The organism is Coleofasciculus sp. D1-CHI-01, from assembly GCF_040218875.1.
Taxonomy (GTDB): domain Bacteria; phylum Cyanobacteriota; class Cyanobacteriia; order Cyanobacteriales; family Coleofasciculaceae; genus Coleofasciculus.
In genome coordinates this window covers 24,681-51,108 of record NZ_JAVJQP010000028.1, presented here as the reverse complement: position 1 = coordinate 51,108, position 26,428 = coordinate 24,681, and the positions used below count along the sequence as shown (strand labels likewise).

24 protein-coding genes are annotated in these 26,428 nt (G+C 46.6%); 12 read left to right on the top strand and 12 right to left on the bottom strand.

What is annotated here, in order from left to right:
- The first annotated feature begins 115 nt into the window (after positions 1-115).
- Positions 116-547 carry a VOC family protein gene (locus tag RIB93_RS05495; protein WP_446371069.1) on the top strand — a complete coding sequence of 144 codons (432 nt, stop codon included), beginning with the start codon at positions 116-118 and terminating at the stop codon, positions 545-547.
- A 52-nt stretch (positions 548-599) separates the two neighbouring features.
- Here RIB93_RS05495 and RIB93_RS05490 read toward each other — a convergent pair whose 3' ends face one another.
- Positions 600-1,202: an esterase/lipase family protein gene (locus RIB93_RS05490; protein WP_446371067.1), complete on the bottom strand. Its 603-nt coding sequence runs from the start codon at positions 1,200-1,202 to the stop codon at positions 600-602.
- Positions 1,203-1,265: 63 nt separating this feature from the next.
- Here RIB93_RS05490 and RIB93_RS05485 point away from each other — a divergent pair, with 63 nt between their 5' ends.
- Positions 1,266-2,375: an S-(hydroxymethyl)glutathione dehydrogenase/class III alcohol dehydrogenase gene (locus RIB93_RS05485; RefSeq protein ID WP_446371065.1), complete on the top strand. Its 1,110-nt coding sequence runs from the start codon at positions 1,266-1,268 to the stop codon at positions 2,373-2,375.
- Positions 2,376-2,566: 191 nt separating this feature from the next.
- On the opposite strand, the gene RIB93_RS05480 is transcribed toward RIB93_RS05485, so the two are convergent.
- From RIB93_RS05480 to pilM, 7 genes are all read right to left on the bottom strand, one after another.
- Positions 2,567-4,270 (bottom strand): dihydrolipoyl dehydrogenase family protein, encoded by a 1,704-nt coding sequence (locus tag RIB93_RS05480; protein WP_446371063.1) that lies wholly within the window; start codon positions 4,268-4,270, stop codon positions 2,567-2,569.
- 178 nt (positions 4,271-4,448) lie between these two features.
- Positions 4,449-5,594, bottom strand: coding sequence for a threonine-phosphate decarboxylase CobD (gene cobD, locus RIB93_RS05475; RefSeq protein ID WP_446371061.1), 1,146 nt, complete (start codon positions 5,592-5,594; stop codon positions 4,449-4,451).
- Positions 5,595-5,688: 94 nt separating this feature from the next.
- A complete protein-coding gene (locus tag RIB93_RS05470) occupies positions 5,689-5,970 on the bottom strand; it encodes an HU family DNA-binding protein (protein ID WP_446335223.1) in 282 nt (93 codons plus the stop codon).
- Between the two features lie 508 nt (positions 5,971-6,478).
- The gene (locus RIB93_RS05465) at positions 6,479-9,298 is read right to left on the bottom strand and encodes an AMIN domain-containing protein (RefSeq protein WP_446371059.1); all 2,820 of its coding nucleotides are present in this window, start codon (positions 9,296-9,298) and stop codon (positions 6,479-6,481) included.
- A gap of 183 nt (positions 9,299-9,481) precedes the next feature.
- Complete coding sequence (locus RIB93_RS05460; RefSeq protein ID WP_446371057.1) at positions 9,482-10,267, bottom strand: hypothetical protein; 786 nt, start codon at positions 10,265-10,267, stop codon at positions 9,482-9,484.
- A 7-nt stretch (positions 10,268-10,274) separates the two neighbouring features.
- Positions 10,275-11,150, bottom strand: coding sequence for a PilN domain-containing protein (locus RIB93_RS05455; protein ID WP_446371055.1), 876 nt, complete (start codon positions 11,148-11,150; stop codon positions 10,275-10,277).
- Positions 11,151-11,155: 5 nt separating this feature from the next.
- Positions 11,156-12,259, bottom strand: a complete 1,104-nt coding sequence (pilM, locus tag RIB93_RS05450) for a type IV pilus assembly protein PilM (RefSeq protein WP_446371053.1) — start codon at positions 12,257-12,259, stop codon at positions 11,156-11,158.
- A 999-nt stretch (positions 12,260-13,258) separates the two neighbouring features.
- On the opposite strand from pilM, the gene RIB93_RS05445 reads away from it, so the two are divergent.
- Positions 13,259-14,203: a DUF4388 domain-containing protein gene (locus tag RIB93_RS05445; protein WP_446371051.1), complete on the top strand. Its 945-nt coding sequence runs from the start codon at positions 13,259-13,261 to the stop codon at positions 14,201-14,203.
- A gap of 4 nt (positions 14,204-14,207) precedes the next feature.
- On the opposite strand, the gene RIB93_RS05440 is transcribed toward RIB93_RS05445, so the two are convergent.
- Positions 14,208-14,378, bottom strand: a complete 171-nt coding sequence (locus RIB93_RS05440) for a hypothetical protein (protein ID WP_446371049.1) — start codon at positions 14,376-14,378, stop codon at positions 14,208-14,210.
- A 168-nt stretch (positions 14,379-14,546) separates the two neighbouring features.
- Here RIB93_RS05440 and RIB93_RS05435 point away from each other — a divergent pair, with 168 nt between their 5' ends.
- From RIB93_RS05435 to RIB93_RS05425, 3 genes are all read left to right on the top strand, one after another.
- Positions 14,547-15,293 (top strand): sirohydrochlorin chelatase, encoded by a 747-nt coding sequence (locus tag RIB93_RS05435; RefSeq protein WP_446371047.1) that lies wholly within the window; start codon positions 14,547-14,549, stop codon positions 15,291-15,293.
- 308 nt (positions 15,294-15,601) lie between these two features.
- Positions 15,602-17,386 (top strand): tetratricopeptide repeat protein, encoded by a 1,785-nt coding sequence (locus tag RIB93_RS05430; RefSeq protein ID WP_446371045.1) that lies wholly within the window; start codon positions 15,602-15,604, stop codon positions 17,384-17,386.
- A gap of 410 nt (positions 17,387-17,796) precedes the next feature.
- Positions 17,797-18,927 carry a trypsin-like peptidase domain-containing protein gene (locus RIB93_RS05425; RefSeq protein ID WP_446371043.1) on the top strand — a complete coding sequence of 377 codons (1,131 nt, stop codon included), beginning with the start codon at positions 17,797-17,799 and terminating at the stop codon, positions 18,925-18,927.
- Positions 18,928-19,042: 115 nt separating this feature from the next.
- On the opposite strand, the gene RIB93_RS05420 is transcribed toward RIB93_RS05425, so the two are convergent.
- On the bottom strand, positions 19,043-19,231 hold the full coding sequence (locus RIB93_RS05420; protein WP_446371041.1) for a chlorophyll a/b-binding protein: 189 nt from the start codon (positions 19,229-19,231) through the stop codon (positions 19,043-19,045).
- Positions 19,228-20,244: a succinate dehydrogenase/fumarate reductase iron-sulfur subunit gene (locus RIB93_RS05415; RefSeq protein ID WP_446371039.1), complete on the bottom strand. Its 1,017-nt coding sequence runs from the start codon at positions 20,242-20,244 to the stop codon at positions 19,228-19,230. Before RIB93_RS05415 ends, RIB93_RS05420 begins: the two co-directional genes overlap by 4 nt.
- A gap of 567 nt (positions 20,245-20,811) precedes the next feature.
- On the opposite strand from RIB93_RS05415, the gene RIB93_RS05410 reads away from it, so the two are divergent.
- Together RIB93_RS05410 and RIB93_RS05405 are read left to right on the top strand one after the other, a co-directional pair.
- On the top strand, positions 20,812-21,225 hold the full coding sequence (locus RIB93_RS05410; RefSeq protein ID WP_446371037.1) for an AbrB family transcriptional regulator: 414 nt from the start codon (positions 20,812-20,814) through the stop codon (positions 21,223-21,225).
- A gap of 105 nt (positions 21,226-21,330) precedes the next feature.
- Complete coding sequence (locus tag RIB93_RS05405; RefSeq protein ID WP_446371035.1) at positions 21,331-22,173, top strand: CPBP family intramembrane glutamic endopeptidase; 843 nt, start codon at positions 21,331-21,333, stop codon at positions 22,171-22,173.
- 265 nt (positions 22,174-22,438) lie between these two features.
- Here RIB93_RS05405 and RIB93_RS05400 read toward each other — a convergent pair whose 3' ends face one another.
- Positions 22,439-23,314: a tRNA (5-methylaminomethyl-2-thiouridine)(34)-methyltransferase MnmD gene (locus tag RIB93_RS05400; RefSeq protein ID WP_446371033.1), complete on the bottom strand. Its 876-nt coding sequence runs from the start codon at positions 23,312-23,314 to the stop codon at positions 22,439-22,441.
- A 383-nt stretch (positions 23,315-23,697) separates the two neighbouring features.
- Between RIB93_RS05400 and RIB93_RS05395 the strand changes: the two genes are divergently transcribed.
- The 4 genes from RIB93_RS05395 (at position 23,698) to RIB93_RS05380 (ending at position 26,259) form a co-directional block, all read left to right on the top strand.
- Positions 23,698-23,982 (top strand): DUF6812 domain-containing protein, encoded by a 285-nt coding sequence (locus RIB93_RS05395; RefSeq protein ID WP_446371031.1) that lies wholly within the window; start codon positions 23,698-23,700, stop codon positions 23,980-23,982.
- A gap of 42 nt (positions 23,983-24,024) precedes the next feature.
- Complete coding sequence (locus RIB93_RS05390) at positions 24,025-24,924, top strand: TPM domain-containing protein (protein WP_446371029.1); 900 nt, start codon at positions 24,025-24,027, stop codon at positions 24,922-24,924.
- Positions 24,925-25,044: 120 nt separating this feature from the next.
- The gene (locus RIB93_RS05385; protein ID WP_446371027.1) at positions 25,045-25,584 is read left to right on the top strand and encodes a hypothetical protein; all 540 of its coding nucleotides are present in this window, start codon (positions 25,045-25,047) and stop codon (positions 25,582-25,584) included.
- A 117-nt stretch (positions 25,585-25,701) separates the two neighbouring features.
- Positions 25,702-26,259, top strand: coding sequence for a hypothetical protein (locus RIB93_RS05380; protein WP_446371025.1), 558 nt, complete (start codon positions 25,702-25,704; stop codon positions 26,257-26,259).
- Positions 26,260-26,428: the final 169 nt, after the last annotated feature.

Here is a 26,428-nt window from a genome sequence, read left to right as displayed (position 1 = left end):
CTTAACGGTTAACAGGACGTTGCCGGGTGTATCGTAGGCGACAGTTTCGGGTATGCGATCGATGAATAACCGTTTAGGGTGATTATAGGATTAGGCAGAACTTCAAGTAGTAGCGATGAATCCCATTCTCTTCCATTTGGCATTTCCCGTTAGTGATATTGAGCAAACCAAAGACTATTATGGCAGAGGACTCGGCTGTGACATTGGGCGAGAAACCCGTCAAGCGGTCATTTTAAACCTCTATGGGCATCAACTGGTAGCCCATCTCACTGATGAACCCTTAACGCCACAACGGGGAATTTATCCGCGTCACTTTGGCTTGATTTTTACCGCTGAAGCTGACTGGCAAGCCTTATGCGATCGCGCCCAACAGCAGCAGCTTCAATTCTATCAGCAACCGAAGCGACGCTTTCCAGGTGATGTGACCGAACATCGCACCTTTTTTTTACAAGACCCCTTTTATAATTTAATGGAGTTTAAATTTTATGCTCATCCAGAGGCAATTTTCGGCAGTCACGAGTTAGCGGCGATTGGCGATCGGTTTTGAGGTGACACCTATGATTTAAATAGGGCTAAAGCCCTTACTACGAACGACAAACCTAATTTGCCTTAATCTGATAAAAGGGTTCGGATAAAGCTGAAGCTACTGCTTGCATACTGTGTGGATTAATCACCATACAAGCATGGGCTAAAACGGGAACTTTCACATCTTGACCCACGGGCATTCGTGAACTATTACCCGGAATAATAATAAAATCCCAGGGTGTCCAAATTGAGGTAAAATTGAGGCGTTCTAACATCTGGACATCTCTGTTTAAATCCTCTAGCAAAGGATTTCCTGGGCGCATTTGCACGCAGGCGCGACGGTTCAATAAGTAGGCTAACCAGGTGCCGTGATGGGGGGCGGAAATGGTAATGTAACGCTGCACTCGGTTAATTCCACCTAACCGCTGCACATAATAGCGGGTGACGAGTCCTCCCATACTTAAACCGACTAAATCAATGGGTTGGTTGAGGGGGAATGTTTGGTTGACAAAATTAGCTAATTGGGCTGCCATTTGGTCTAAACCCAATGTGGCGTTATTTGGTTTTAGGTCAAGGGTATAAACGGAAAAACCTTGTTTTTTGAGGTAGGGAGAGAGTTTGCGGAAAACTGATGAGGTGCGAAAAATACCGTGAACGAGAATAACTGGGTTTGTCATTGGTCATTGGTCATTTGGGATAGCGATACACTAAACGATAGTGGAAAAAGCAGGAGGGAAAACGTGGACGTTAAAGCAGCCGTCGCCTACGAAGCCGGGAAACCGTTAACCATTGAAACTGTGCAGCTAGAGGGACCCAAAGCTGGGGAGGTACTGGTTGAAATTAAAGCAACAGGGATTTGTCATACCGACGCCTATACCCTCTCTGGCAAAGACCCAGAAGGACTATTTCCCGCTATCTTAGGACATGAAGGTGCTGGTGTCGTCGTCGAGGTTGGAGACGGGGTAAAAAGCGTTAAACCTGGCGATCATGTGATTCCGCTCTACACACCCGAATGTCGGAACTGTGAGTATTGCTTAAGTTTCAAAACCAATCTCTGTCAGGCGATTCGGGCAACTCAGGGACGAGGTGTCATGCCCGATGGCACAAGTCGGTTCTCAAGTCATGGCAAAATGCTGCATCACTACATGGGAACTTCTACCTTTGCCAACTATACCGTATTACCAGAAATTGCCGTGGCGAAAATTCGCGAAGATGCGCCCTTTGAGAAGGTTTGTTATATTGGCTGCGGCGTAACCACGGGAATTGGTGCGGTGATTAATACCGCCAAAGTTGAACCCGGTTCCAGAGTTGTGGTATTTGGACTCGGTGGGATTGGCTTAAATGTGATTCAAGGGGCGCGAATGGTAGGCGCGAGTCAAATTGTTGGCGTTGATATTAATCCAGATAAACGGGAATTGGCAGAAAAATTTGGCATGACGGATTTTGTTAATCCCTGTGAAGTCGAGGGAGATTTAGTTCCTTATTTGGTGGAGTTAACTAAAGGTGGAGCCGATTATAGTTTTGAGTGCATTGGTAATGTCAATGTGATGCGCCAAGCCTTGGAATGTTGTCATAAAGGATGGGGCGTGAGTGTAATTATTGGAGTAGCTGCCGCCGGACAAGAAATTAGTACTCGTCCCTTTCAATTGGTAACTGGACGGGTTTGGAAAGGAACGGCTTTTGGGGGCGCAAAGGGACGCACCGATGTTCCGAAAATTGTGGATTGGTATATGGAGGGTAAGATTAATATTGATGATTTAATTACCCATGTCATGCCCTTGGAAAAAATAAATGAGGGGTTTGATTTAATGCATCAAGGGGAATCCATCCGCAGTGTGGTTACATTTTAAGACAGAGAGTAAAAAACCACTATTGTAGAGATGTTGCTAGAGATGTTGCTAGAGATGTTACAGGCAACGTCTCTACATCCGTATGTATAACAGTACTAAGGCAGGGCGTGGACATTCTTTACTGTTCCCTGTTCCCTGTTCCCTCTTGGACTAACTGATGTCCTTTCCGTACCCCGTAGTGCTATATCAACTCACCACTTCCGTCGCCAGTTAAAAAAGCTTTCCAGCAGATTTTGTAACATCTTATTACTCTCTAACCGTTGACGTTGCCACTCCTGCGCCGTTTTATAAAGAATTTCTGACATTGTAGGCGAAGCTTGCGGCATTTTAGCCAGTGAACCCACTTTAATTTTATGACGAATTAATAGCGCGATCGCACCAATCAATTCATCAGCATTTGCTCCCACGATTAATCCACCTAAAATCGTCCCATTCCGACGCAGCACCAGTTTACAAAATCCCGTCGTTTCACCCAGAATCTGCGCCTTATCCAAAGTTTTGAAATACTGTCGCACCACCCAAACATTCTTACCATAACGCCGTCTGGCTTGCGCTTCCGTTAACCCCACCCGTGCTAAGGTTGGATCAGTAAAAATTGCCCAAGGAATGCCCTGATAATCCACAGTCCATCGTGGAAAAAATAAAGCATTTTTGATCGCAATACTGGCTTCATATTCGGCAATATGCTCAAATTGATAACCGCCAATCACATCACCACAAGCATAGATACGGGGATTAGTAGTTTGCAGTTTTGGATTGAGTTTCAACCCTTTTCGGGAAAACTCAACCCCAACCCCTGCTAAATTTAACGATTCAATATTAGGCGTTTGACCCGTCGCCAACAAAATTTCATCGGTTTCAATTGCTCGATTTCCCACTTGCACCCATTTTTTTCCCTCAATCCACTTTATCTGAGTCACCGGACTTTGAGTCAAAACACGAATTCCTTCGGCTTCTAATTGCGCTTGCACCAGACGCGACGCCTCTGCGTCTTCTTGGGGAAAAATAAGAGCCTCACTCACCGCCAGTGTCACCTGACAATCCAGCCGCGCTAATGTTTGAGCGAGTTCAATCGCATTGGGAGTGCTACCAACAACTAACCAATTTTTCTGTAACTGAAATGGAATAGTTTCTTCTATGTTCTCCAGTTTTCCTTGAGGACTAGGTTTGGTTACCTTATCGGTTTCTTGAGGAACGATATCAGTCAAATTTGCCCCGATAACTTTGTGTTGAGACGTGTCTACATACTTCCAGATATCTCTAGGGGTACAGTAACGGATTGTCTCTAGCCCATCAATATCAGGAATTTCTGGGCAAGATCCCGTTGCAATCAGATATGCCCTTGCTTGCAAGCGTCGGTTATTGACAACAAAGCCCAGGTGAGGTAAGCGACAAAATTCTCCATTACCAGAAATTATATCTACACCAAAGGATGCCAAAATTGCTGGAGAAGTCGCTTCATAACAGGTAGAAACCACCATCTCTGCCCATTCCATTGCGTCAGGAATTTCTACAGTAGGAAAGTGGGCGGTTGACTCAAAAGGACTCAGATACGTTCTAATATCCTCTTTCTCGGTTTCCTCAACCTGCCATGGCTCGTCTCTACCTACTTCCCCTGATTGTTTAACTAACTGTTTTTTTAACTCAGCCGTATCGGGAATTGAGTCATTTCTAGCCGAATCAATTCCAAATTTAGGTGCTTTCCGTACTTGCTGAAGAACTCGCCCCACCTGCATCAATGCCTGATTATAAAGCGCTTCTTGACCTAACCAGTTGCTCTGGAGGTTTTCTAGTTCAATCAAGGCAACACGAGCCTTTAATTGAGTCGCAGCCAATGCAGCATAAGCACCCGCCCTGCTATTACCAATTACAATAAGGTCATAATCTTTTGTCATGGTTCATGGTTCATAGTTCATGGTTCATGGTTCATAGTTCATGGTTCATTGGTCATATTCCGATTATTTATCCAATTCTATAAACTTTTCACCCCAATACTCCCAATTCCTCTGCGTTCCTCTGCGCTAACCTCTGCGTTCCTCTGCGTTTAAAAAAAATAATTCCGATTCATAATTTCTAACTTATAACATCTTTCAAAGCATCTAATAAACGTTGGTTATCCGCTTGAGTACGAATCGCTACTCGAAAATAACCATCGCCTAATTCCGGAAAGCTCAAGCAATCCCGAATTAGAATACGATGGTGCTTGAGTAAGTCTTCCTGCAGTTGGGAACAGGAGTGTTCTGAGTGTACCAGTAGAAAGTTAGCGGCGCTGGGATAGGGATGTAACCCTGGTAACGATGATAACCCTTGAAACAGATGCGATCGCGCGGCGGGTAGCCAGTCCCAAGTCTGGCGTTGAAATGCCTGATCTTGTACCACAGCGATCGCAGCCGCCACAGCCAAGACGTTTACAGACCAAGGATCACGCCATTTTTGCCAGCGTTTTAGCCGCTCAGGATGAGCGATCGCATAACCTAAACGGAGTCCAGGCAGACTGTAGAATTTAGTCAGCGATCGCAAAATGACCAGATTCGGATAATCCTGCACCCACCGAATCAGGCTTTGCTGCTGATCCGGTGGCAAAAAGTCCATAAAGGCTTCATCCACAACCACGAGGGCAAATTGTTCCAAATAAGGCAGCAGGCTGACTTTATCCCATAATTGACCCGTCGGATTATGGGGATTATTCAGCAGCAAACCCTGATTTTTGCCAGAGACAAGCCCTAATGTAGGGGCGGGTTTAGGAATTTGCTTGTGGCTATTGATGATAACCTTTGGGCAAAACCCGCCCTGACTGAGTGTTGAGACAAGTCCCTCATCTTCCCCATCTTCCCCGAAGAAAAAACACCCCCTGATTCTGCCATTAAACGCCCTCAGCGCTCGTTGGTAGTCGCTAAAGGCTGGAGTCAAAATAATCGTTTCCTCCAGTTCTGAGAGTTCCCTGGCTGCCCAGGTTAACAACTCAGCCGAGCCATTCCCCGGTAGAATCCAGTTAGGGTTAAGCGTGGAATGGAGTTGACTCAGAGCTACTCGTAACGGGTAGTAATCCGGTGCCGGGTAAGCAACTAAGTCATCCAGATGAGACTCAATCGCCGCGATCGCACATTTTGGCGGTCCCAAAGGATTGATACTCGCCGAAAAATCCAGAATCAGGGAAGGGGAACAACCTACCCGTGCAGCTGCCCAGGCTAGATTTCCCCCGTGAATGGGTCGTTTCAAGGATCACATCTCCTCAAAATCTGTCTGTAGAGACGTAGCATGCTACGTCTCTACATTGTCTGTTATCTTCACCAATCAGGCTTGACTAACACCCTTACTTGGGAGGGGCAACTTTTTCCTTAAACAGCTTCCCTGCAGAAAACGCCGGAACCTTCGTCGCCGGGATTTCCATCTTATCGCCAGTTTTGGGGTTGCGTCCCTCACGGGCTTTGCGTTCCCGCGATTCAAAGGAACCGAAGCCAACTAAGGTGACTTTATCGCCCTCAGAGACAGCTTCCATAATTGACTCCAATGCCGCAGTTAACACCGCATCCGCCTGTTTTTTAGTCACAGCAGCTTTTTCCGCCACTTTATCCACTAATTCGCCCTTGTTCATCATAAATCTCCTTATTTCTGCGTGAATCAAAGGTCAACGCTTACTCTAACCCATTAGTCTAGAGTTCACTATTTGACCCCCAAAACCAGAGGTTTCCAGAAAAAATGCCCGAAACACCCACCGGCTCGAAGTTTCACTGCATTATTCTAATGGCTGATTGCCAGATATGGAACGTTGAAACCTTTAAATTATGTAGATTTCGGGATTTTTGAGTATAAATACTGACTATACCGTTTCATTATTCCGCCAACTGTGCCGAAAAAACGCGCATTAGTTCCCCGATTTCTGTCGGTTAGCACCGACCTGCATCCGTGTCAACTTAAGACTTTGTATGACTAGCGCCCAAAGTTTAGATCCCCCTAAATCCCCCTTCAAAAGGGGGACTTTGATTAATTTCTGGTTCCCCCCTTTTTAAGGGGGGCTAGGGGGGATCTCTTATTAAGTAAGGGTTTCAGCCTTAAGTTGACACGGATAGGCACTGCCGTGCCCCTACGGCTGAACCGATGGTCTAGAAACCCCCCTGCGTGGGAAACCCTCGACGCTGTAAAACTTCCTGCGCCTCTCGCCCTGGCGTGTAGTTGTAGCCAAAAGCGCCACGTTCTGAGTCATCTAGAATCTGAGGTGTGAGCAACACAATCACCTCTTGACGTTGGTTTACCCGGTTTGTACTTCTGAACAACGCTCCCAAAATCGGCAAATCGCCTAAAATTGGTACTTTCCTTACTGTTGTGCGATCGCTCTCCTGAATAATGCCCGTCAGGATTAACGTTTGTCCATCGCGTAGACGAATCTGACCGGAATTAAGCTCCCGCACGTTCAGAAGCGCAATTTCGTTGACATCATCTCCGATACTGAGATCTTGTGTTTCACGAATAGACGTGATGCGAGGATTGACGTTTAAGGTTACAAACCCATTATCGTCAATGCCATCAACGGTGATACCCAGTTCTAAACCCGCTTCCCGAATCTCCGCCGTTACGGTCACTGTTGTCAAGTTATCACTGGTTTCTGTTAGCCGCTCAATATTCCCCACAACTTCTTGAGTTAAATTCACACCGGCTGTTTGTCCTTCTTGGACTAAGAGTGTCGGATCAGTGAGAATCTTGGCATTGCCACTGGTAATTTGCGCTCGCAATTCAGCTAGGAATCTTTGTGGATACTGAAATAGGGAGGGTAAACCAACTGTTATCTCAGCCGGTTCTCCTTGGGTTACAGAAGCATTTCCATCTTGGTCAAATGTAATGATATTGTCTGTCGGTTGTGTCAACGTAATAATGCCTGCTGAAAGCGGATTGTCTAAATTGATAATAGGCGCAAAAAATCTAGCTGTTCCTCGAGGATCTCTAGTAATCTGCCCAGTTGCTTCATTGATAGTAATGGTGCCGGGTGCTGCAGCCTGAACATCGATGAAACTATCAGGACTGAGAAACACATCAGCTCCAGCAAAGGGGTTTTGGATAACCGGTGGCGAAACCGTACTGCCGCTTACGTTCAGTTGGTTCGCCGGTCTAAACTCACCGTAATTAAAGACTGCTGCCCCATTATCTACGACAAAAAAGCCGTCATCAACGCCAAAAGAGAAACTGCTATTAAAGGCATCTTCTCCCAACAAGTTAACATCAACAATCTTGACATTAATTGCCACCTGACGACGCCGCAGATCCAATTGCGTCAGGAATGCAGAAGCCAGTTCAATTTGGCGCGGTTCGCCCACCAGGGTAATCGCATTCAATCGCTCATCGGTTGAAACCGATAATCCCCTCAGCAACAAGGCACCTGATGCTTCCCCAGGTTGATTGACGGTGAGGGGTCTCAACTCGGCAGGCTGTTCGGTTTCCCGAATCACGGCTCCTGTTTCTTGATTGAATTCTCGTTCAATCGGGGTAACTACCTGTTGCACTTCTGCTCCTTGGGTTGCCAGAAACGCAGAAGCGCTGGAAACACTAACTTGATTCAGCCGTAACGTGCGACTAATAACATTACGTGCCGCTTGGGGTAGTCGAGCACCGACAAAGATAGTACGTCCCCGACGGTTTGCCTGGAGTCCAGAAAGCTGGAGAACATAGTTAAACACATCTTGGACTGGTTCGTTTTCCAAATCCAGGGAAATCGTTTCCTGAGCCGCCGCCGCTGCCTCACCACCGGCTCCTCCAGCAAAAGCCAGGTTCAATCCAGCAGAACGCGCCAAGAGTGCCAATACTTCTCGCACAGGGGCTTCTCGTAAGGAGAGGCGAGGCACTACCGCCGCTGTTCCTAGGTCAATCTCGCTGGCGGCAGCATTCAGATTGGAAACCGCGATATCTCCTACGGGTGGCGCAACAGCTCTGGGTAAGAAGGGGGGTGCAGGGGCTACAGGTTGTACTGTCCCCGCCGGTGAAGCCGGAACCCCATCGATGGTAATTTGAGGATTGGGAACTAAAACATCAGGTGAAGGTGCTGGAACTACGGGAGTGGGTTGAGCTTGAGTGGGTTCAGGAGAGTCCTGTGTCGGGGTTTGAGCAACAACTGGGGGTGAATTAGAACGCTGAGATTGGGATCGGCGAGTGGCGGGAGATGAGAAGTCTGAAGTGGAGCGAGTTGTCCCTGGATTGGCTAGAGTGGGAACGCTTGAGACTGATTCTCTGGGTGGCGGAGCAACCGGAATGGAAATGTTCTGTTGATTGTCTGGTACTGGATTAAGATTGAAATTCGCTGGAGTGGTAATCTCAGATTGAGCGGCAATATTACTCGAAGCGGCGTTAATTGTTTCTGTTCCCTGCGTCCCTGCACTTCTACTTCCTAGCTGGGGAATACTGACATTTTCTCTAGTCCTCGCGCTATTCGGTTGAGTGGATGAGGAGGGTAGCGTGGATGGAGTGATGGACGCTGAATCCCCAGAGGGCGAGGAAACCGGAATCGAAACGGCGGCTCGATTGCTGGGAGCAGGACTAATTCCTAGAGTAATTGCCTGAGATTCTTGCTGAAGAATTTGACCCTGAGGTGAATTTTCATCCCCACTCACGGTTACGCGAATGCTGTTCGGCTCAATTTGACTCACCGTAACGGCGGTAATACCGGGCATGGGGTTATCTTGGCGAAAGCTATTGCCCTCCCTTAAATTCAACCGAACATTGACAATATCCGCCACCCAATCCTTACCCCGGTTCACCGGGAAAACTTGAGGGCGCTGATCCCCGGCTTGGGTTTCCAGAATCAGTTCTAAACTACTGCCTCTGGAATTGATTTGTACTGCGGTAACTTGAGCCGTCGCCGCCCAGACGGGTTGGGTTATCGATAGGGAGACGGCAGTCGCGATCGCGATTCCACTGAACAGTTGCTCCTGTCTCACAATTCACTCCTCACTTATGACCTCTAAACCACCTTAATCATAATGATGTTGGGGATAAATTAGAAATTAATCAAGGTTAAGAATTTCTCCCCCTGCTTCCCCAAGGGCGGGTTTAGTCAAGCTATTCGACACCAACACAACGTTATCTATAAAACCCGCCCCTACAGCCCTACTCCCCTTGCTCTACTGAGCTTCTTCTTCAGCGGCTGCTGCCGCTTCCATTTCTGCCTGCTTTTGTTCCTCACTCAAGGGCATCAACACATCCAGTCTATAGGTTGTTGTCAAAGTTGGTTTCGCACCGGGGATAATTTCTTCGTCTTTCTTTACAATGGGTATCACCTCGCCTTTGTCATCGACCAACAGCCCTTGCGGTGTGCTGATATCTGTCGTCAACTCTTTGACAACGACTAGGGTTTGCAGTCGCTCAATACTCCGTAAAATAGACTGGATTTGGTCAAAGCTGCCCTCCATCTCTAACTCGAAGCTTTGGCGTTTGAGTTTGCCATTAACGGCGGCTCCCAGGGAACCATCGGTAACGATATCACTTTCTTCTGCATTGACCTCGACAGGTTCATAACTTGTCAACGTCCCTTCTCTGTCTTTGACAAACCGATTCACATCTAGCAGCAAGGTATTGATGGATTCTTCATTTGCAAATAAACCGGTCACCGTTTGGTTTTGCTGCTTGACCTGAGCCAATTCCTGTTGTTTCTGTTGAATCAGCTGCTGAATTTCTTGGGGATCTTGGAGTTGACCCTCTTTTTCTTGACGCTGCGTCCTTAACCCTTGGTTTTCAACCCAGGCTGGTTGCACAACTTTCCAGGCGAGATAAGCTGCCCCACCAAGTCCTAAAATAGCCAAGAGAATTCCGGACACTTTTGGCGTAAAGGTAATCCCAAACGCCACCGGATAACTGGGTTCTTCCTCCTGCTCTTCAACGGGGATAAAATCTGGATCAGCATAAGTCATAGTTACATCACTCCGTAGTTGTCTCGGTTGGGCTTGGGCTTGGGCTGGGGCTTGGAGCTGGGCTAGGTGTCTCCGTTGCCTGATTTTGCTCAATCTGCTGTAAGGCTTTGATCCGAGCCACTAATCCCACCGCTCCTTTGCGGTCAATTTCGCGCAATAGCTCAGAAGCGGGGACATTTGTCAAGCTCGTTTCAACGGTATAGCCTACCACTTTGGGCAACTCGTAGGTTATCTCAGCCACCGTCTCCCCGCCTTCCTTTTCGGGTACTTCTAACTCAGCGGGGTTCTCCTCCAGTTGAGCGCTAACGATATGAGTTTCTTCGTCTTGAAAGAAGGGGGATTGCTGTAGCGTCAGCAGAAAGTTGTTCACATCATCAAATGAACGCGCTGTGCCAGAAATCTCCACGTTAATTGTGGGTAAGGGGGCGCTACCCTCAGTCCCCTCACCCGCTTCAGTTTCGGTTTCCGTTTGTTCAATCGCTTGAATTTGGACGCCGGTGGGGACGCGATCGCGAATATCCTGTAGAATGGCTGACCAAGGCTTAATTTGATTAAAGACCGTTGCCAAGGCTTCGGTTTCTTGTCTCACCGCTTGGATTTGAGTATTCAGGTTATTAATTTTATTTTTTTCCGCTTGCAAGCTTTGCAGTTCGGCGTCGATTTCAGCAATTTCCTGATTTAACTTGGCATTTTGCTGAGGTAACCACAAAAAACCGATTCCAGCGACTAACGCCAGCGGTAGTAACCCGACAATCACGCCTATAATCAGCGGCGTCATTTCCCCCATTTGAATCTGTTTTTTGGCTTTGGGGGACTCAGACCCTTTATCGGGTTGGCGATAATCGGGTCTATCTTTAAGAAAATTAATATCGAGACTATACATTAGGGTTAAACCTCCCGCAATCCTAATCCTAGTACCGTTCCCAATCCGGGTCGTTGTACTGGGGGAACATCTTCCTCCATCTCTAAGGATAGTGCCGCAATCGGATCAACCTGAGTGGTAGGCAAGCTTAATCGTTGGGTGAAAAATTCATCCAGTTGTCCAATTCCGCCACCAGGTCCAGCGAGGAGGAGTTGAGCCACTTCTAGATTTTCACTCTGATTTAAATAAAAGTCGATGGAACGACGCAATTCATCGGCGAGTTCACCTAAAACTCTCAGCAGTGCTGCCATTCCCGGATTAATTCCCGTGGCACCTGTGCGAATGCCATCCACCGGGGTGTTGGGTATCGTCATTCCCTGCAAGAGTTCCGTGTTTCTGGATGTCGGTAAATTCATCGCCCGCGACAAGGCACTCTGGAGTTGGAATGTGCCAATGGGAACGGTGCGGGAAAACTGGGGGACACCATCGACAATAATCGCAATTTCGGTACTATCAAATTCTATATCCACCAATACAGCCGCTTCTTGGGGAGCAAATTGTCGCAGTTGCTCGCGGATGGTGCGAATCAGGGCAAAACTATTGATTTCCAGGACATCCACTTTTAACCCCACCAGTTGGAAGGTATCCAGATAGGTGTCAGTCACCTCGCGGCGTGTTGCCACCAGCAAGACTTGTACTTTTTCAATCCCATCTTCGTCCATGAAGAAGCCCAGTTTTTGGTAATCTAAATCCACTTCTTCGCGCGGATAGGGTAAGTATAGACCAGCTTCATGGTTGAGAACCATATCTCGCAGTTCAGTGTCATCAAGTTCAGCGGGAATGGGAATAATTCGGATCACCGCTTCCCGCATGGGGACAGCCGTGGCGACTTGCTCGACTTTGAGTTTATGTTCATCGAGAATTTCAGTCACCAGTTCAGCTAAACTGGCGGCATCGATAATCTTCCCTCCGTCAAACAAACCTTCGGGAACTTCGTGGGTATGAAGGCTCACCAGCTTGTAGCCCTGACCTTGCTTTCGCAGTTGGGCGATACTAATACGTTCTGGTGCTAATTCTATCCCGATACCCTTTTTACCCTTAGAAAATAGATCTTGGAAACGGTTAAACATAGCTCAGGTGGGGACTTGTGTCAAAATTATAAGTCTAAACTGGCTTGAGTGTTGATTATTCATCCATCTTTGGCGGCTGGATACCCCATCTTAGCGTTGGGGAGGAAGTCGCGCCGAATCATGGTTTACATGCAGGTTTTTAATGGTGAATAACCCAGGAACCTGCTTGCCCTGTTTTAGTGCTTTAAACCACTACTCGCAAGATGTCCACCTTTTAGATGAACCCAGACAGTCGTTTATGCTTAATCCCTACATACATCCCTATATACTATGATAAGCCACCTTCCCCATCTTCCTCGGCAACAGGGAACAGGAGAGAGCAGGGAATTTAAGCAATCCCCTGTAAGCCGGAATAGTTTACTTGTATCACTGCCAGACTAAAACCTTGGCTTCGTACTCTCCCAAGTCCAATTCCAACTTGCCTTCCACCACTTCAACATCATAGTCCGCGTGGATAGGAATCATCTTCGCGATCGCAGGCAGGTTCGATGCTCCACAGCAAGCACTGGTGATTCCTTCTGACTCTCGTCCTGATCAAGTTCAAGGATTTAACTGTATCAATTTTTACAAGGTTAGAGTTTGTGATTTTTGTTTAGATTTAAGATTGTGAGCAATCGCTAACATCTTAGATAATTATTCAGTGATTTTACTGAGGTAATCCACCAGCAGGATAAGCATCAAATTGAGATGACATACTCAATAGTGCCATGCATCCCCTTGATCGGTTTGGGAGCCGGTATAGATACTTAGGAATAAAGACTGAGCCGATAGCTTAACAAATTTTAGTATTTTAGAGCAAACCTTTAGCGCTAAATGCCAGGTTTCTGGCAGCAAATCACTGGATTTTCGTATAGTAGATAACAAAAAACCGACAATTTGCTCACGGCTAGTAAAGAATTGAAAAGCAAGGCGGCTGAAACCTTACGAACTAAGCCAATAAAGCGTAGTATGCGTTAGTAGTAGAGAAAATTATCCTGCGTAGCGTTCAATTCAACAATTATGTCGATTACCAGTTCCTTATCCGACTTTTCAATACCAGAAATTTTCCAGTTTCTAGAGAAAGGACAGAAAACTGGAGTGTTGACGCTAGGAGCATTGCCAGAAGATCCCACTCCACTCAACACAATTTATTACATTTGGGTTTACCAGGGACGTATTGTGGCGGCAGCACATCAATTAGATCATCAAGGGTTAGTGAAATTGATTGCTGAACAGATGGGAGTGAGCCAGCGCGTAGTAACAAAACTTGTACAGCTATGTCCAACTGATAAACCCTTGGGGTTGAGCCTCAAACATCACGGAATCTTGTCAATCGAACATTTAAAGCAGCTTTTTCAGAATCAGGTATTGCAGCGAGTGTGTACGTTATTTGAACTCAAGGAAGGTCAGTTTAAATTTATTCCAAACGCTCCCATACCCACCAAAGAAATGACGGGATTGAGCATCTCAGCGACAGAAGCCACATTGAGAGGGTTGCGATTACTGAAAAATTGGGATAATCTCCATGATAAACTACCTGATCCAAATTCAGGATTAGCTAGTATCATGGCGGGTAGTCCTGCTTATCGCTTGTATCCTTTAGAGGAGCAAGTATGGGAACGAGCGCAAGGGACAGTTTCGTTGTCTGCGATCGCAAAAGAACTAAATGTTCCCGTTGAACAAGTGCAGCATGTCGCATTTACCCTGATGACTGTAGGTTTAGTTGAGGAAGTACCTCTGTTGGCTGGTATTTTGCCCACTCAAGAAATTGAGCATTTACCCGCTCAGTTGTCTAAAGCGTCAGAGAAACAAGGGATTACGCCATCACTTTTGCAAAACTTAGTGGGTTTCTTGCGGAGTAAAGGAGGTAATCGTCAAGAGCGAAATTGGAATTACGTTTCCACTCATTCTTCTCCCACTTCATTACCATTCCTGAAACGAGAGAAAGAAACGATTCAATGCTAATCGCTTACTTGTCCGATTGAACATCAACGGCGGCAACGATTTGAGCGAAATAGTTGGAATACCACAGCCAGTAGTGATGCTCAATCATGGTTAATTGCTCCAATACAGTGTCTTTTCCATATTCTTTTGCCATATTTTCTTGCAGACAGAGCGGTAAGTGATATATTCTCTCCATGATCGACCATTTTCCAAATTGAATGAAATACGGTAACTGGACAAATTTTAACTCTCGCCAACCGATGATATTCTTCCATTGATGGGGGTTTGTAGCGCTATAATTTATAATTCCGACTTCAGACGATACAATTGTTTACTAAGTAATCTTCATTAACGATTAAGACTCTTGCCTAGCTCCTCTGCTTATCTACTTATTGCTCACGGAAGCCGAGATCCACGTCCTCAGCGAGGACTAGAGGAATTGGCACAGTTACTCCAGAAGCAGTTAGCGAGTCAAGGTGAGGCAAGTCAAGCCTTGAGGATTCGCGTCGGAACTGCCACGTTAGAACTAGCACCTCTATCCTTACATGAACAAATTTGTCAGTTTGCGACTCAAGCGATAAGAACTGGCTACCCGCAGATCCAAGCTTTGCCCTTATTTCTCTTACCGGGGGTACATGTGATGGAGGATATCCCGGAAGAAGTAGCGATCGCACAACAACGGTTAGGGGAAAAATTAACCATCAACCTGCAACCTCATATCGGAGTACATCCCCATTTAGGACAACTGCTGGTGAATCAACAGCCACCCCTAAATGCTCCGATTAAAATTTTAATCTCTCATGGCACACGTCGCCCTGGTGGTAACCAGCCAGTCGCCACCTTAGCCCAGAAATTAGGCGCAATCGACGCTTATTGGTCAATCGAACCAACGCTCAGTCAACGAGTCGCTACTTTAGCGGAGGCTGGATATCAGCATATCGCCATTGTGCCTTATTTTTTGTTTGCTGGTGGAATTACAGACGCGATCGCGCAATCTGTCCTTGATCTACAACAACAATACCCTCAACTCCAACTTGAGTTCGGTGAACCCCTTGGCGCAACTCCCCAGTTAGCGGAATTAATCCTAGATTTAACCAGACAGAGGGTGTAATCCAGTTAGACTGAAGGGCTGACAAGAAACGTGAAGAGTAGGCAAGGTGTGGGGTGTAGGGGGTAGAGTGTCGGGAAGATAAAGGTAAAAATAGGATGCTTGTCGGTTCGGTTCTGGTGGTTCGGGATAAAAAAATGAGGCTCTTGATGCTCCCCAAGTCTCTCCTTGAGATTGTTAACAGGAGTGAATTTTCCCACACCCCATACCCCACACCCTACACCCTGTCCCCTTTCCCTTTCGGGATCAGACTACACTGAAAATGACCCCAAACGGATGCTTTAGGGCGATAAGCCAGGTGCTAGGCTGCCATGATCGATCAGGTTTTCAATAATCGTTATCGCGTTGTCAGGATTTTAGGCTCAGGTGTCTCAGGATTAATTTACCTAGCCGCCGATACTCGCCATCCCGATTGCCCGGTTTGCGTGATCCGACAACTCAAGTTGCCCACAAAAAATCCTCAGGCACTTCGTAGGCTGCAATTTCTCTTGACTCATAAATCTGAAACCCTGGAACGGTTGGCACAAACCAACCAAAATCCAGATATTGTTAACTATTTTGTCGAAAATAAAAAATTTTATCTAGTCGAAGAATTTGTTCCCGATCATCCCTTAAATACGTTGAAAAAATCCGGTCAACAGCCCAAGGACGATCAAGGGTTAATCCGGTTTCAAGAAATGCTAACCTTGGCAGCTAAACCCCCTGAACCCGAAGTAGAATCCCCCCTGATATCCACCTCGACCCAAACATCCATTGCTGATTCTGGCAATTGGGAAATATTTCCCGAAAAAGCATTGCCGAAATCAGCTAATCAATCCAGACTGAAGCGATGGCGTTTGCCCATTTTGGTGGGAGGAATAAGTTTAGCCATTGGGCTGGGATTAATGGGGCTGCTAAGACAAAATCCAGACCGGATAAAAGCCCAAGAGTTTTTTGAACAGGGAGTGGAACAACTAAAAAGTGGTAATGTGCAGGGCGCGATTGAGGCGTTTGATGAATCAATTCAGCTTAATCCTAACAACCCATTAGCTTATGGGAATCGGGGAATAGCTTACGATGATTTGGGAGCGCATCAAGCCGCTATAGAAGACTACACTAAACTTATCGAGCTTGCTCCAAGTAATACAAATGCTTACTATCAGCGAGGACTAGCCCGTTACGATTTGGAAGATTGGCAAGGCGCTGTAGAAGATTTTACCGAATTAATTCAACGAAAGTCCAATGATGCTCAAGTGTACTACCATCGAGGAATTAGCAACTACCAACTGAACCAGTATAAAGCTGCGATTGCAGATCTCGATCAAGCAATTCAGCTCAATCCCAAAAATGCCCAAGCTTACGCGGCACGAGGATTAGTGCTGGGGGCGATGGGTAATCAACAAGAAGCCATGGCAGATTATACGCAAGCTATTGAGTTAAATCCCAATAATGCTAAGGCTTATTACAATCGAGGCAGAACCCGATTTCATTTGGCAGACTATCAGGGTGCTGTAGACGATTATACCCAAGCGATCGCGATTGACCCTACCGATAGTATGGCTTACACAAATCGCTGTCAGGCAAAGTTTAACCTAGGAAACTATCGAGACGCGATCGCAGATTGTACGGAAGCGATTACTCAGAATCCAAATAACCACATCGCTTACAACAATCGCTGTATTGCCCACTTAAATCTTAAAGACTATCAAAAAGCACTCAAAGATTGCAGCCAATCGATTCGCATTGAACCCAGTTATGAGAATGCTTACATTAATCGTGGGGAAATTCGTCGTAAGTTAGGCGATAACCAAGGAGCGCTCGAAGATTATACCCAAGCCGTTCGACTCAATCCCAACAACAGCGTCGCCTACACCAATCGCGCCCTTGTCCGCCGAAAGTTTGGCGATAACTCTGGCGCTCTAGACGATTATACCAAAGCCATTCAACTTAATCCCAATAATGCCTTTGCTTACTCGGGTCGAGGATTAACCCATGCTGAACTAGGAAATACAATGGAAGCGATTAACGACTTCGAGCAAGCCTCTAAGCTACATCTCGACAACGGCAGAATTGATCAATATAATGAAGCGCAGCTCCAACTTAAGACCTTGCGCTGAATAAGTTGTCATTCGTCATTCGTCATTTGTCATTTGTCATACTAGCTTTTCGAGAAGCAAGCTACGTCATTCGCCGGACTCACATATAGGAGCTAGCTCACTTTTATTGGTTCAGCTCTCTGTTACATATAGCCAAAGTCTCCAAGGCAGAAAGTTTTAAGGGAAAAAACCTAAGTGATAATAACACCTTGCATTCAAAGATATAACTTTCTCTCCCTGCTCCCCCGGCTTCCCCTGCTCCCCCGGCTCCCAGACGTAGCATGCTACGTCTCTACATGCTCCCCCAGCTTACCCAGCTCCCCCAGCTTTTCCTACGGTGTATCCCCAAAAAATTGTCACATAATTACTGATCAATGATTTAATCATAAGCCACCATAAAACTAGACCTTGAGGTTCAATGACCATCAACCATGAGTACCAAACGCCTGCGTATTGCTATATCGGGAATCCTTGCTACTGTGACTGCGATTGGTGCTACGACTCTCCACGCGATCGCACCAATTGACTGGCTGAATCTCTGGCTATGCTCAACAGTGGCAGTGGCTCAAGATATTGATGAACAAATTAATATTCAGGTTTATCAACAAGCTAGTCCGGCAGTAGTTTCCATTGATACAGTAGAAGGTACAGGCAGTGGCAGTATTATTAGCGCCGATGGATTAGTCCTCACCAATGCTCATGTTGTCGCAGGTTTCCCGACGGTTACGGTAACGCTCTACGATGGCAGACGCCTGAGCGCGGATGTGGTAGCGTTTGGGGATAATGGTCTAGACTTAGCGGTTCTCAAAATTCGCACTCCTAGCAATTTACCGACGATTTCTCTGGCTCCTCGCCCCGTGCAAGTTGGACAACGGGCATTTGCCATTGGCAATCCGTTTGGCAGGTTTCAAGGCACGTTTACAGTCGGGATTGTTAGCCGTATTGACCAACAACGGGGCTTAATTCAAACCGATGCCACAATTAATCCAGGAAACTCTGGTGGACCCCTACTGAACTCTCAAGGTGAGTTAATTGGGGTGAATACAGCAATTTTGGGCAGTCCTAGCGGGGGGAATCTAGGAATTGGCTTTGCGATTAGCATTGATAGAATTCGCCCATTTCTGGCGGCTGTACGCAATGGACGTGCGCCCCAGACGGTGCAGCAGCCCAGCCCCTCCCCGACTCACCGCCCTCCCCAACCCTTAGCCCTAAATGGTACAGTGATTCCCGGTCGGCTGGGTCAAGGAAGTCATGTTTTAGCGGACGATAACAGCTTCTTTGACATCTATGCCTTTGAAGGCAAGGCAGGTCAGCGAGTGCAAATTGATATGACCAGTGGGGAAATCGATTCTTATTTAATTTTGCTTGATCCCAATGGTAATGATTTAGCCCAAGATGATGATAGCGGTGGTGGCACCAATGCCCGATTATCGGTGATTTTACCCAGCGATGGGATCTATTTGTTAATGGCAAATGCTTATGAAGCCGGACAAACCGGATCATACAATTTACGGGCGGTGGCGATTGGGGGGAATTCAGTGACGCACGATTCTCGTTGGTAGTCAGGGTGTCGGGTATCGGGTATCGGGTGTCGGATATCGGGTGTCGGGTGTGGGGAGATGGGGGTGTAGAGACGTAGCATGCTACGTCTCTACACTATTCTGTTCCCTGTTCCCTTTAAATCAAACCTAACCAGGTTAACAAACCTTTACCTGTAATCAACTCAATCAGCAATAAAGCCACAAATGCGATCATGGCAAACCGTCCGTTGATTTGTTCGGCGTAAGGTGTCCACCCAAAAGCGGGTTCGGGTTGGTTGGGGGTTTCTGTTGTCGATTCTTCTGGGGTGGGTGTTTGAGATGTCATGATTTTGGTAAAATTTCTTCCTCTGGTGTCTCAGATTTTAAAGTTTGGACGGATTCAATCAGCGATCGCACTTGGGCGGTGTCTTCGGAGGCGTCAAATCCTAGGGGGAATTTACCACGGGCTAGCATCCGTAATCCGAGGGGACTTAAACTGAGCATTCCTTTAATATCTCGGAAGAAGTTCGCCACCACTTGGATACCAAATTTGCGCTCATCAACCCAACCTCCTTGTTTGACCAAATCAATTAAGACTTTGCGATGGCGGATTGATCGGCTGGCTTGCTTGTCTTTGCGAGTCAGAATTTCTTGTTTAATTTTACCGATTTGATCCATGGGGGCGACATCCATTGGGCAAACGGCGTTACACATTAAACAGCGGGTACATCCCCACACCCCCTTAGTGCCTTGATTGTAGTTTTCCAGGCGACTTTCTATGGCGGTATCGCGAGAATCGGCGACTAGACGTTGGGCTTTGGCGAGGGCGTGAGGACCAACAAATGTGGGATCAACCTCGCGAGCATTACATTCTGAATAACAAGCGCCACACATGATACAATTACCATTCTGATCCAGGCGCGATCGCTCTTGGGGACTTTGTAAAAATTCCCGTTCTGGAATGGTTCGTCCGGCTGTGCTAACGTAGGGTTCAACCGCTTCTAAGTTGTCCCAAAAGCTCCGCATATCCACGACTAAATCCTTAATCACGGGCAAATTACCTAGGGGGGCAATTGTGATTTCCGGAATCTCTGGACGATGATGCTCAGGAATCTGCGCCAATTCATTGCCCACATTTTCTTTACAAGCCAGTGCGGAGTGACCATTGATCCGCATCGCACAGCTACCACAGATTGTGTTGCGACAATTCTTGCGAAACGCTAAGGTTCCATCCTGCTCCCACTTAATCCGATTCAGGCACTCCAGAATCGTGTTTCCTTCCTCCACATCTAACTTGTAAGTCTCGATAGTGGGGGAGGTATTTTGAGTCTGTCGAATGATTTTAAAGGCAACTTGCATAGTGATATGCTCTCTTTGTATCTCAACACCTATATGAAAATTACCACCTTCTCAGGAGTCACAACCTACCCATTGACCATCACCCCCTCATTTCCTGGTCGCCCATAAATATAGATGAGAAATATTGCCAGAAGGCACTCGCTCAACTTGTCCGTGAGCATTTAGCCACGATATTTAGCAAACTGACTACAGTCTAAGACAATCGGCGGTTACTCACCATTCATCCTTGGGAGTGTTGATTTTCTGCTGATAGATGCTCTCTCCCTTGTGTCTGGTCAAATTTTTCCCAGATGACCTGCCAAGTCTCCAGATGGATCACTGATCTGAACATACTTCAGGTTCGATCTTTTGCCACGGAGTCCTATCTTGGTTAAAATTTTAACCTAAGAAGCGGCTTTGGCGTCTCCAGAAAATCCTTATGGCTCAAATTCCTAGAAATTTTAATAAATGATCAAAAAAATCTTGACCAAAACCAGAGATTTAACGATATATTTTTTATATAGCCAAATACACTTGGCAGCATACGACGTTTACCATCCTGAAAAATAAAGGATAGTCTGTGAAATTATGGCAGAGACCCAAGCTAATGCATTAACGGGGAAAGCCTTACTTCAAAAAGTAAAAGAGCTTTCTCACTTGCCTCGGCGAGAAACAGCAAAACGCTGTGGCTATTACTCCGAAAGTAAAACAGGTCAGACCCGCGTCAACTTAACTGATTTTTATGATGCGGTGTTAGCGGCGAAAGGTGTTCCCCTAGATCCAGAGGGAGCAAAAGATGGTCGTGGTCGGGAACCGACTTATCGAGTCAGCGTCCATAAAAATGGTCAGATTGTGATTGGCTCAACCTACACTCAGGAAATGGGATTAAAGCCCGGTGATGAGTTTGAAATTAAACTGGGCTACAAGCATATCCATCTCAAGCAGGTGGATCTGGATACATCTGAGGAGTCTGAAGAGGAATTAGAAGCCGCAGGGGTTTGAGGCAGCTCATGCTAAAAAGGATGGGTAATTCACATTATCCATCCTTGGCAGCATGAAAGCAGCTGCGTAAAAACTATAGCTCCTCACCGTTTGCCGATCGCGCTTATGGCTATTTTTGATCAGGCAGATAATCCGTGTATTATTTGGCTAATAAGCGCATCGGCGCTGGTAAAAGTCGCGGTTTTTTTTCTGGCTTGGTCTTTGTTGTGGTTGCCTTTAGCCATCGCGATCGCAACCCGACTGAAATGGCATCCTCCTAAGCCTTTGGCAGCACAGAAAAAGTTGCCCTTCGTCGCTGTTCTTTACCTCATTGCCCCCCTAATTATCTGGGGGGCAACACAGATAGAAGATACATCGTTTCCCGACTATGGCTGGGACTGGACGACGCGGATTTTGATATCCTTAGTCGGGGGATTGGGCGTGGCAATTTTGAGTTTAGGAATCAGCTTTACGGGACAATGGCTAGTAGGCTGGGTGGATTGGCATGGAGAAAATTGGCAGCAATTGACCCGGATTGGACTGCCAATATGTGGAATAGGACTAGGGATTGGATTAATCGAGGAATTGGTGTTTCGCGGGTTCCTTCTGACGGAACTCCAACAGGACTATTCTCTAGCAATAGCGGCGGTAATATCCAGTCTGATTTTTGCTCTATTGCATTTGATTTGGGAACAACAAGAGACGATCCCTCAGGTCCCTGGATTGTGGCTAATGGGTATGGTATTAGTTTTAGCCCGGTGGGTGAATGGGGGGAGTTTAGGCTTAGCCTGGGGACTTCATGCGGGTTGGATTTGGGGATTAACCTGTCTTCAGGAAGCCAAACTGATTTCTTATACCAGAAAAGGACCGATATGGATAACGGGAATAGGAGATAATCCCTTAGCAGGGATATCTGGTATCTTGTGTTTACTAGGTGTTGCTGCGTTCCTGTGGGGGATTAGTCATTAGTCATTAGTCATTAGTCATTGGTCATTTGTCCTTTGTCATTCGTCATACTCGCTACCCTTGAGAAGCAAGCTACGTCATTTGTGATAATTGAACGGTGAGGTCGGGGCGGGTTTAGTTATATCAGGGGTCAAAACGAAACGTGAGTGGTAAAACCCGCCCCTACAAAAGACGTTCCACCGGAGGAGTCTCTACAATTCTTCCCCATCTCCCTCATCTTCCCCTGCTTCCCCTGCTTCCCCCGCTCCCCCTGCTTCCCCTCGCTCCCTCATCCCTCTTTCGCTGACCAACGTTTTTGCCAGTGGGAGGTGGGTTCGAGAGTAGAGGCTTGCTGCTCAATTTGCCGCTGTTGCAGAATAATCTCAGCCTGATCCGCAAGTTGAGGATCACGATAGGGAATAGCCGCACGGGTTTGCAAATGTTGACGCGATCGCTCTGAGAGAGGGGGTAGAGTGGAAGCGTCAAAACTTGCCACGGTTCCCGGTTGTCGTCCCCCGACAGGGGGTGTCGGACCAATCTTAAATCCAGCCGTTATTAAGCCGCTACGGACAGCAGCCGCACAGGAATAGGTTGCTAGTCTACCTGTTTTGGCGCAGCAGTTGGCTAAATGCTGGAAAAATTCCACCGTCCATAATTGGGGACAGCGACGGGAAGAAAAGGGATCGAGAAAAATAGCATCAGCTTGAAAGTTCAACTGAGACAAGTGCTGGATGCTTTTTCTGGCATCGCCGAAATAAAGTTGCGCCTGAAGCTGATCCGTTTTAACTTCTGAGGTTGTCACCAGACACTCTAGGAGTTCGGGAATCGGGTGATTCCAGCCACTGAGAAAATGATGTGCGATCGCGCTTCGCGGTACAGTCGGGTCTAATTCCAGAGCGACTAATTCAACTCGACATCTGGGGTTAATTGTCCAAATCGTTTCTAAAGCCGCCGCCGTATTGTAGCCTAAGCCGTAGCAGACATCCAGCAGACGCACAACCTGCTGTTGGGCTTTTTGTTTCAAGTGGCAAGGTTCCACAAATTTTAATAACGCTTCCGTTTTTGCCCCTTGAGTGCTGTGGAAATATTCACCAAACGCTTCAGAAAAGAAGGTGAATGAGCCATCGGCTGTGGGCTGAGGGGTAAAGCTGTGGATGTTTGCCATGGTTCGCCTCAATGATATTTCAAGATTTTATCTTCCTCTACTCCTCCTGCTTCCCCTACTCCCCCTGCTCCTCTCTTATGCAGGTGGGTTATCAGTCCTAACTGTTGTAGGGGTTGATCTATATCTCACATAACTCACATAACTCACGTTCCTCCACTTTCCAGGGCATTTTGTACGGTTTAAATTGACTCAAACTCCCATCCAGTAGTCTTTATAGGACGTTAAGCTTTCGGTTGGCGTTGAATCCTAAGGCGGTTTAAAGTTTGTACTTCCCCCTTGACAAGGCTCACTCAAGGAGGCTATAACATAAATAGCTCACAAGAATGAGTAAAAACAAACAGGGTGTCAGCAGACAGCATGAGTGAAATTTGAGGAAGAATTCGATGAGAGTCAAGATTTTAACCCTAAATAACGTTCAAATATTTGGTGATATGGCAGTTTCTGCCCTTCCTAATAGCTATCGTTCTCGACTCTCCGATATGCTCAATAATTCTCGAAATTTCATTGTGTTGACGGATGTAGAAATCCACCAACCGGGACAATCACTCACGCAAATGTCCTCTCTATGCATTAACAAGCCTGCGATCGCCTTTTTATGTGAGGCAGAAAAGTCACCTATTTCATCTCATCCTTGGGAAACTGATTCTGTCTCAGCAAGTGCAGCCTGATGACTGTAGCGAACTTACTCCAACGTTTAGAGGAAATACATCATGAAAACAATAACCACTAAAATCAAACAGGCAATTTGGGCAGTTCCCTTCTGTCTCACTGTCCTCTCACCGCTTTCCGCCCACGCCTTAACCGTGGAAGAGGTTCCTAATCCCCAACAGCGAAATGGCACTTGGGTAACGGATATGGCAGATATTCTCAGTCAGGATACGGAACGCCAGCTTAATCAGATGATTTCTGAGTTGGAAATTGAAAATGGTACAGAAATTGCCGTTGTGACTGTACCGGAAACCTCTCCATCCCCATCACCCAAAGCGTTTACCACTGAGTTGTTCAATCACTGGGGGATTGGCAAAGCTGATGAGGACAATGGTGTACTGTTTTTGATTTCCACAGGCGATCGCCGCGTCGAGATTGAAACCGGATATGGTATCGAACCAATTTTACCTGATGCCCAGGTGGGTCAGATTATCGAAACTAAGATTACTCCGCCTTTTAAGCAAGGTGACTTTGACGGAGGAACATTAGCCGGAACCAAAGCATTGGTTATTCACTTAGGGGATAACGTCCAAACAAGCGATGCTATCCAAACGTTACAAGCAAATAGAGAAACGACCAATAGCACGATGACTGTATCTTCATCTCAACAAGAAACCTTTTCTGGAGGAACGTTGCAATCATTACTCCTTTTCATAGGAGTACCTGTGGGAATCATTGTCCTATTCGCCGCGAATCGCAATAGTAACTCTTCTTCCAAGCGTCGTTCCAAACCTCGTTCCAGGCGTCGTTCTTCCGGTGGCGGTGTCAGAGTTGGTTCCAGTAGTGGCGGTAGTTCTAGTAGTTGCGGTGTCAGTGTTAGTTCTAGTAGTGGCGGTGGTTCTAGTAGTGGTGGTTTTGGAGGCGGTTCCAGTGGTGGAGGCGGTGACGGTGGTGGTTTCTAATCTCATGTTCGCTTGGATCATTACAGGTTTTGACTGCCTCAAGTCGATAACAGATGCTTGCTAAACGTGTGAAACATTATTCCTCAAATTGACCTTTTGCAGACAACCAAGGAGTTAACCGTGAATAACAGACAAATCACTCAACTTCAAGAAAATACAGCTTTCCCCCATAACCTCATCAACATCAACAGTTTATCGGAGATAAAAACAATGAAACCTTTGGCACGTCAACTCAAACAGATGCTTTGGACTGTTCCAGTTTGTCTCACCCTTTTCTCACCTATGGTTGCTCAAGCCCTAACCGTTGAAAAAGGCACATTCGATGAAACAAAAGCAGTCGTTACCGAAACGAGTTCTGTAGTCGCGAGTAATACCACATCTCCTGAAGACAGTATTTATAAGTCGTCTAACGAAGCTGTGCTAGCAATACTCATACTATTGGGCATACCTGTTGGAGTGCTGATTCTAGCCCTAAATAGCGATAGCAGTTCTAGCAGTTCTAGTAGTTCTCGTTCTGGTAGTAGTCGTTCTTCGAGTAGTGGCTACAGTGGCTACAGTAGTGGCGGCGGTTGCAGTGGTTCCAGTGGTGGCGGTGGTTCAAGTAGTGGTGGTTTTGGCGGCGGTTCCAGTGGTGGTGGCGGTGACGGTGGTGGTTTCTAACTCATGTTCGCTTATCATTACAGATTTTGACCACATTCAGTCGATAACAGATGCTTGCTAAATGTGTGAAACATCATTCCTCAAATTGACCTTTTGTAGACAACTAAGGAGTTAACCATGAATAACAGACAAATCACTCAACTTCAAAAAAATACAGTTTTCCCCCATAACCTCATCAACATCAACAGTTTATCGGAGATTAAAACCATGAAACCTTTGGCACGTCAACTCAAACAGATGATTTGGACAGTTCCAGTTTGTTTAACCATTTTCTCCCCTCTGGCTGCCCAAGCCCTAACTGTTGAAGAAACCACATTCAACGAAACAAAAGCCTTGGTTACTGAAACGAGTACTGTAGTCGCGAGTGATACTACATCTTTTGAGCAACAAGACAGTATTTATAAATCCTCTAACGAGGCTTTGCTGGCAATACTTATACTATTGGGCATACCCGTCGGAGTGCTTATTCTAGCCCTAAATAGTGATAGCAGTTCTAGCGGTTATCGTTCTAGTAGTCGTCGTTCTTCAAGTAGTGGCTACAGTGGCTACAGTGGTGGCGGCTTTGGCGGTGGCGGTTCCAGTGGCGGCGGCGGTTGCAGCGGTGGCGGTGGTTCCAGTGGTGGCGGCTTTGGCGGCGGTTCCAGTGGCGGTGGCGGTGGCGGTGGTGGTTTCTAAACGGAATCAATATTGGTTCGTAGTTACACCAAGCGTGCCATAAGTCAAGCGCTGACTACAAACTCTTGAGTCTAAGATACACTCCCTTAGCTGGGTTTGTAGTGGCGCTGTCTTCGCCATCAGCGATCGCATCACTTTCTACCAACCCTTAAGTTAGTTAATCGACACT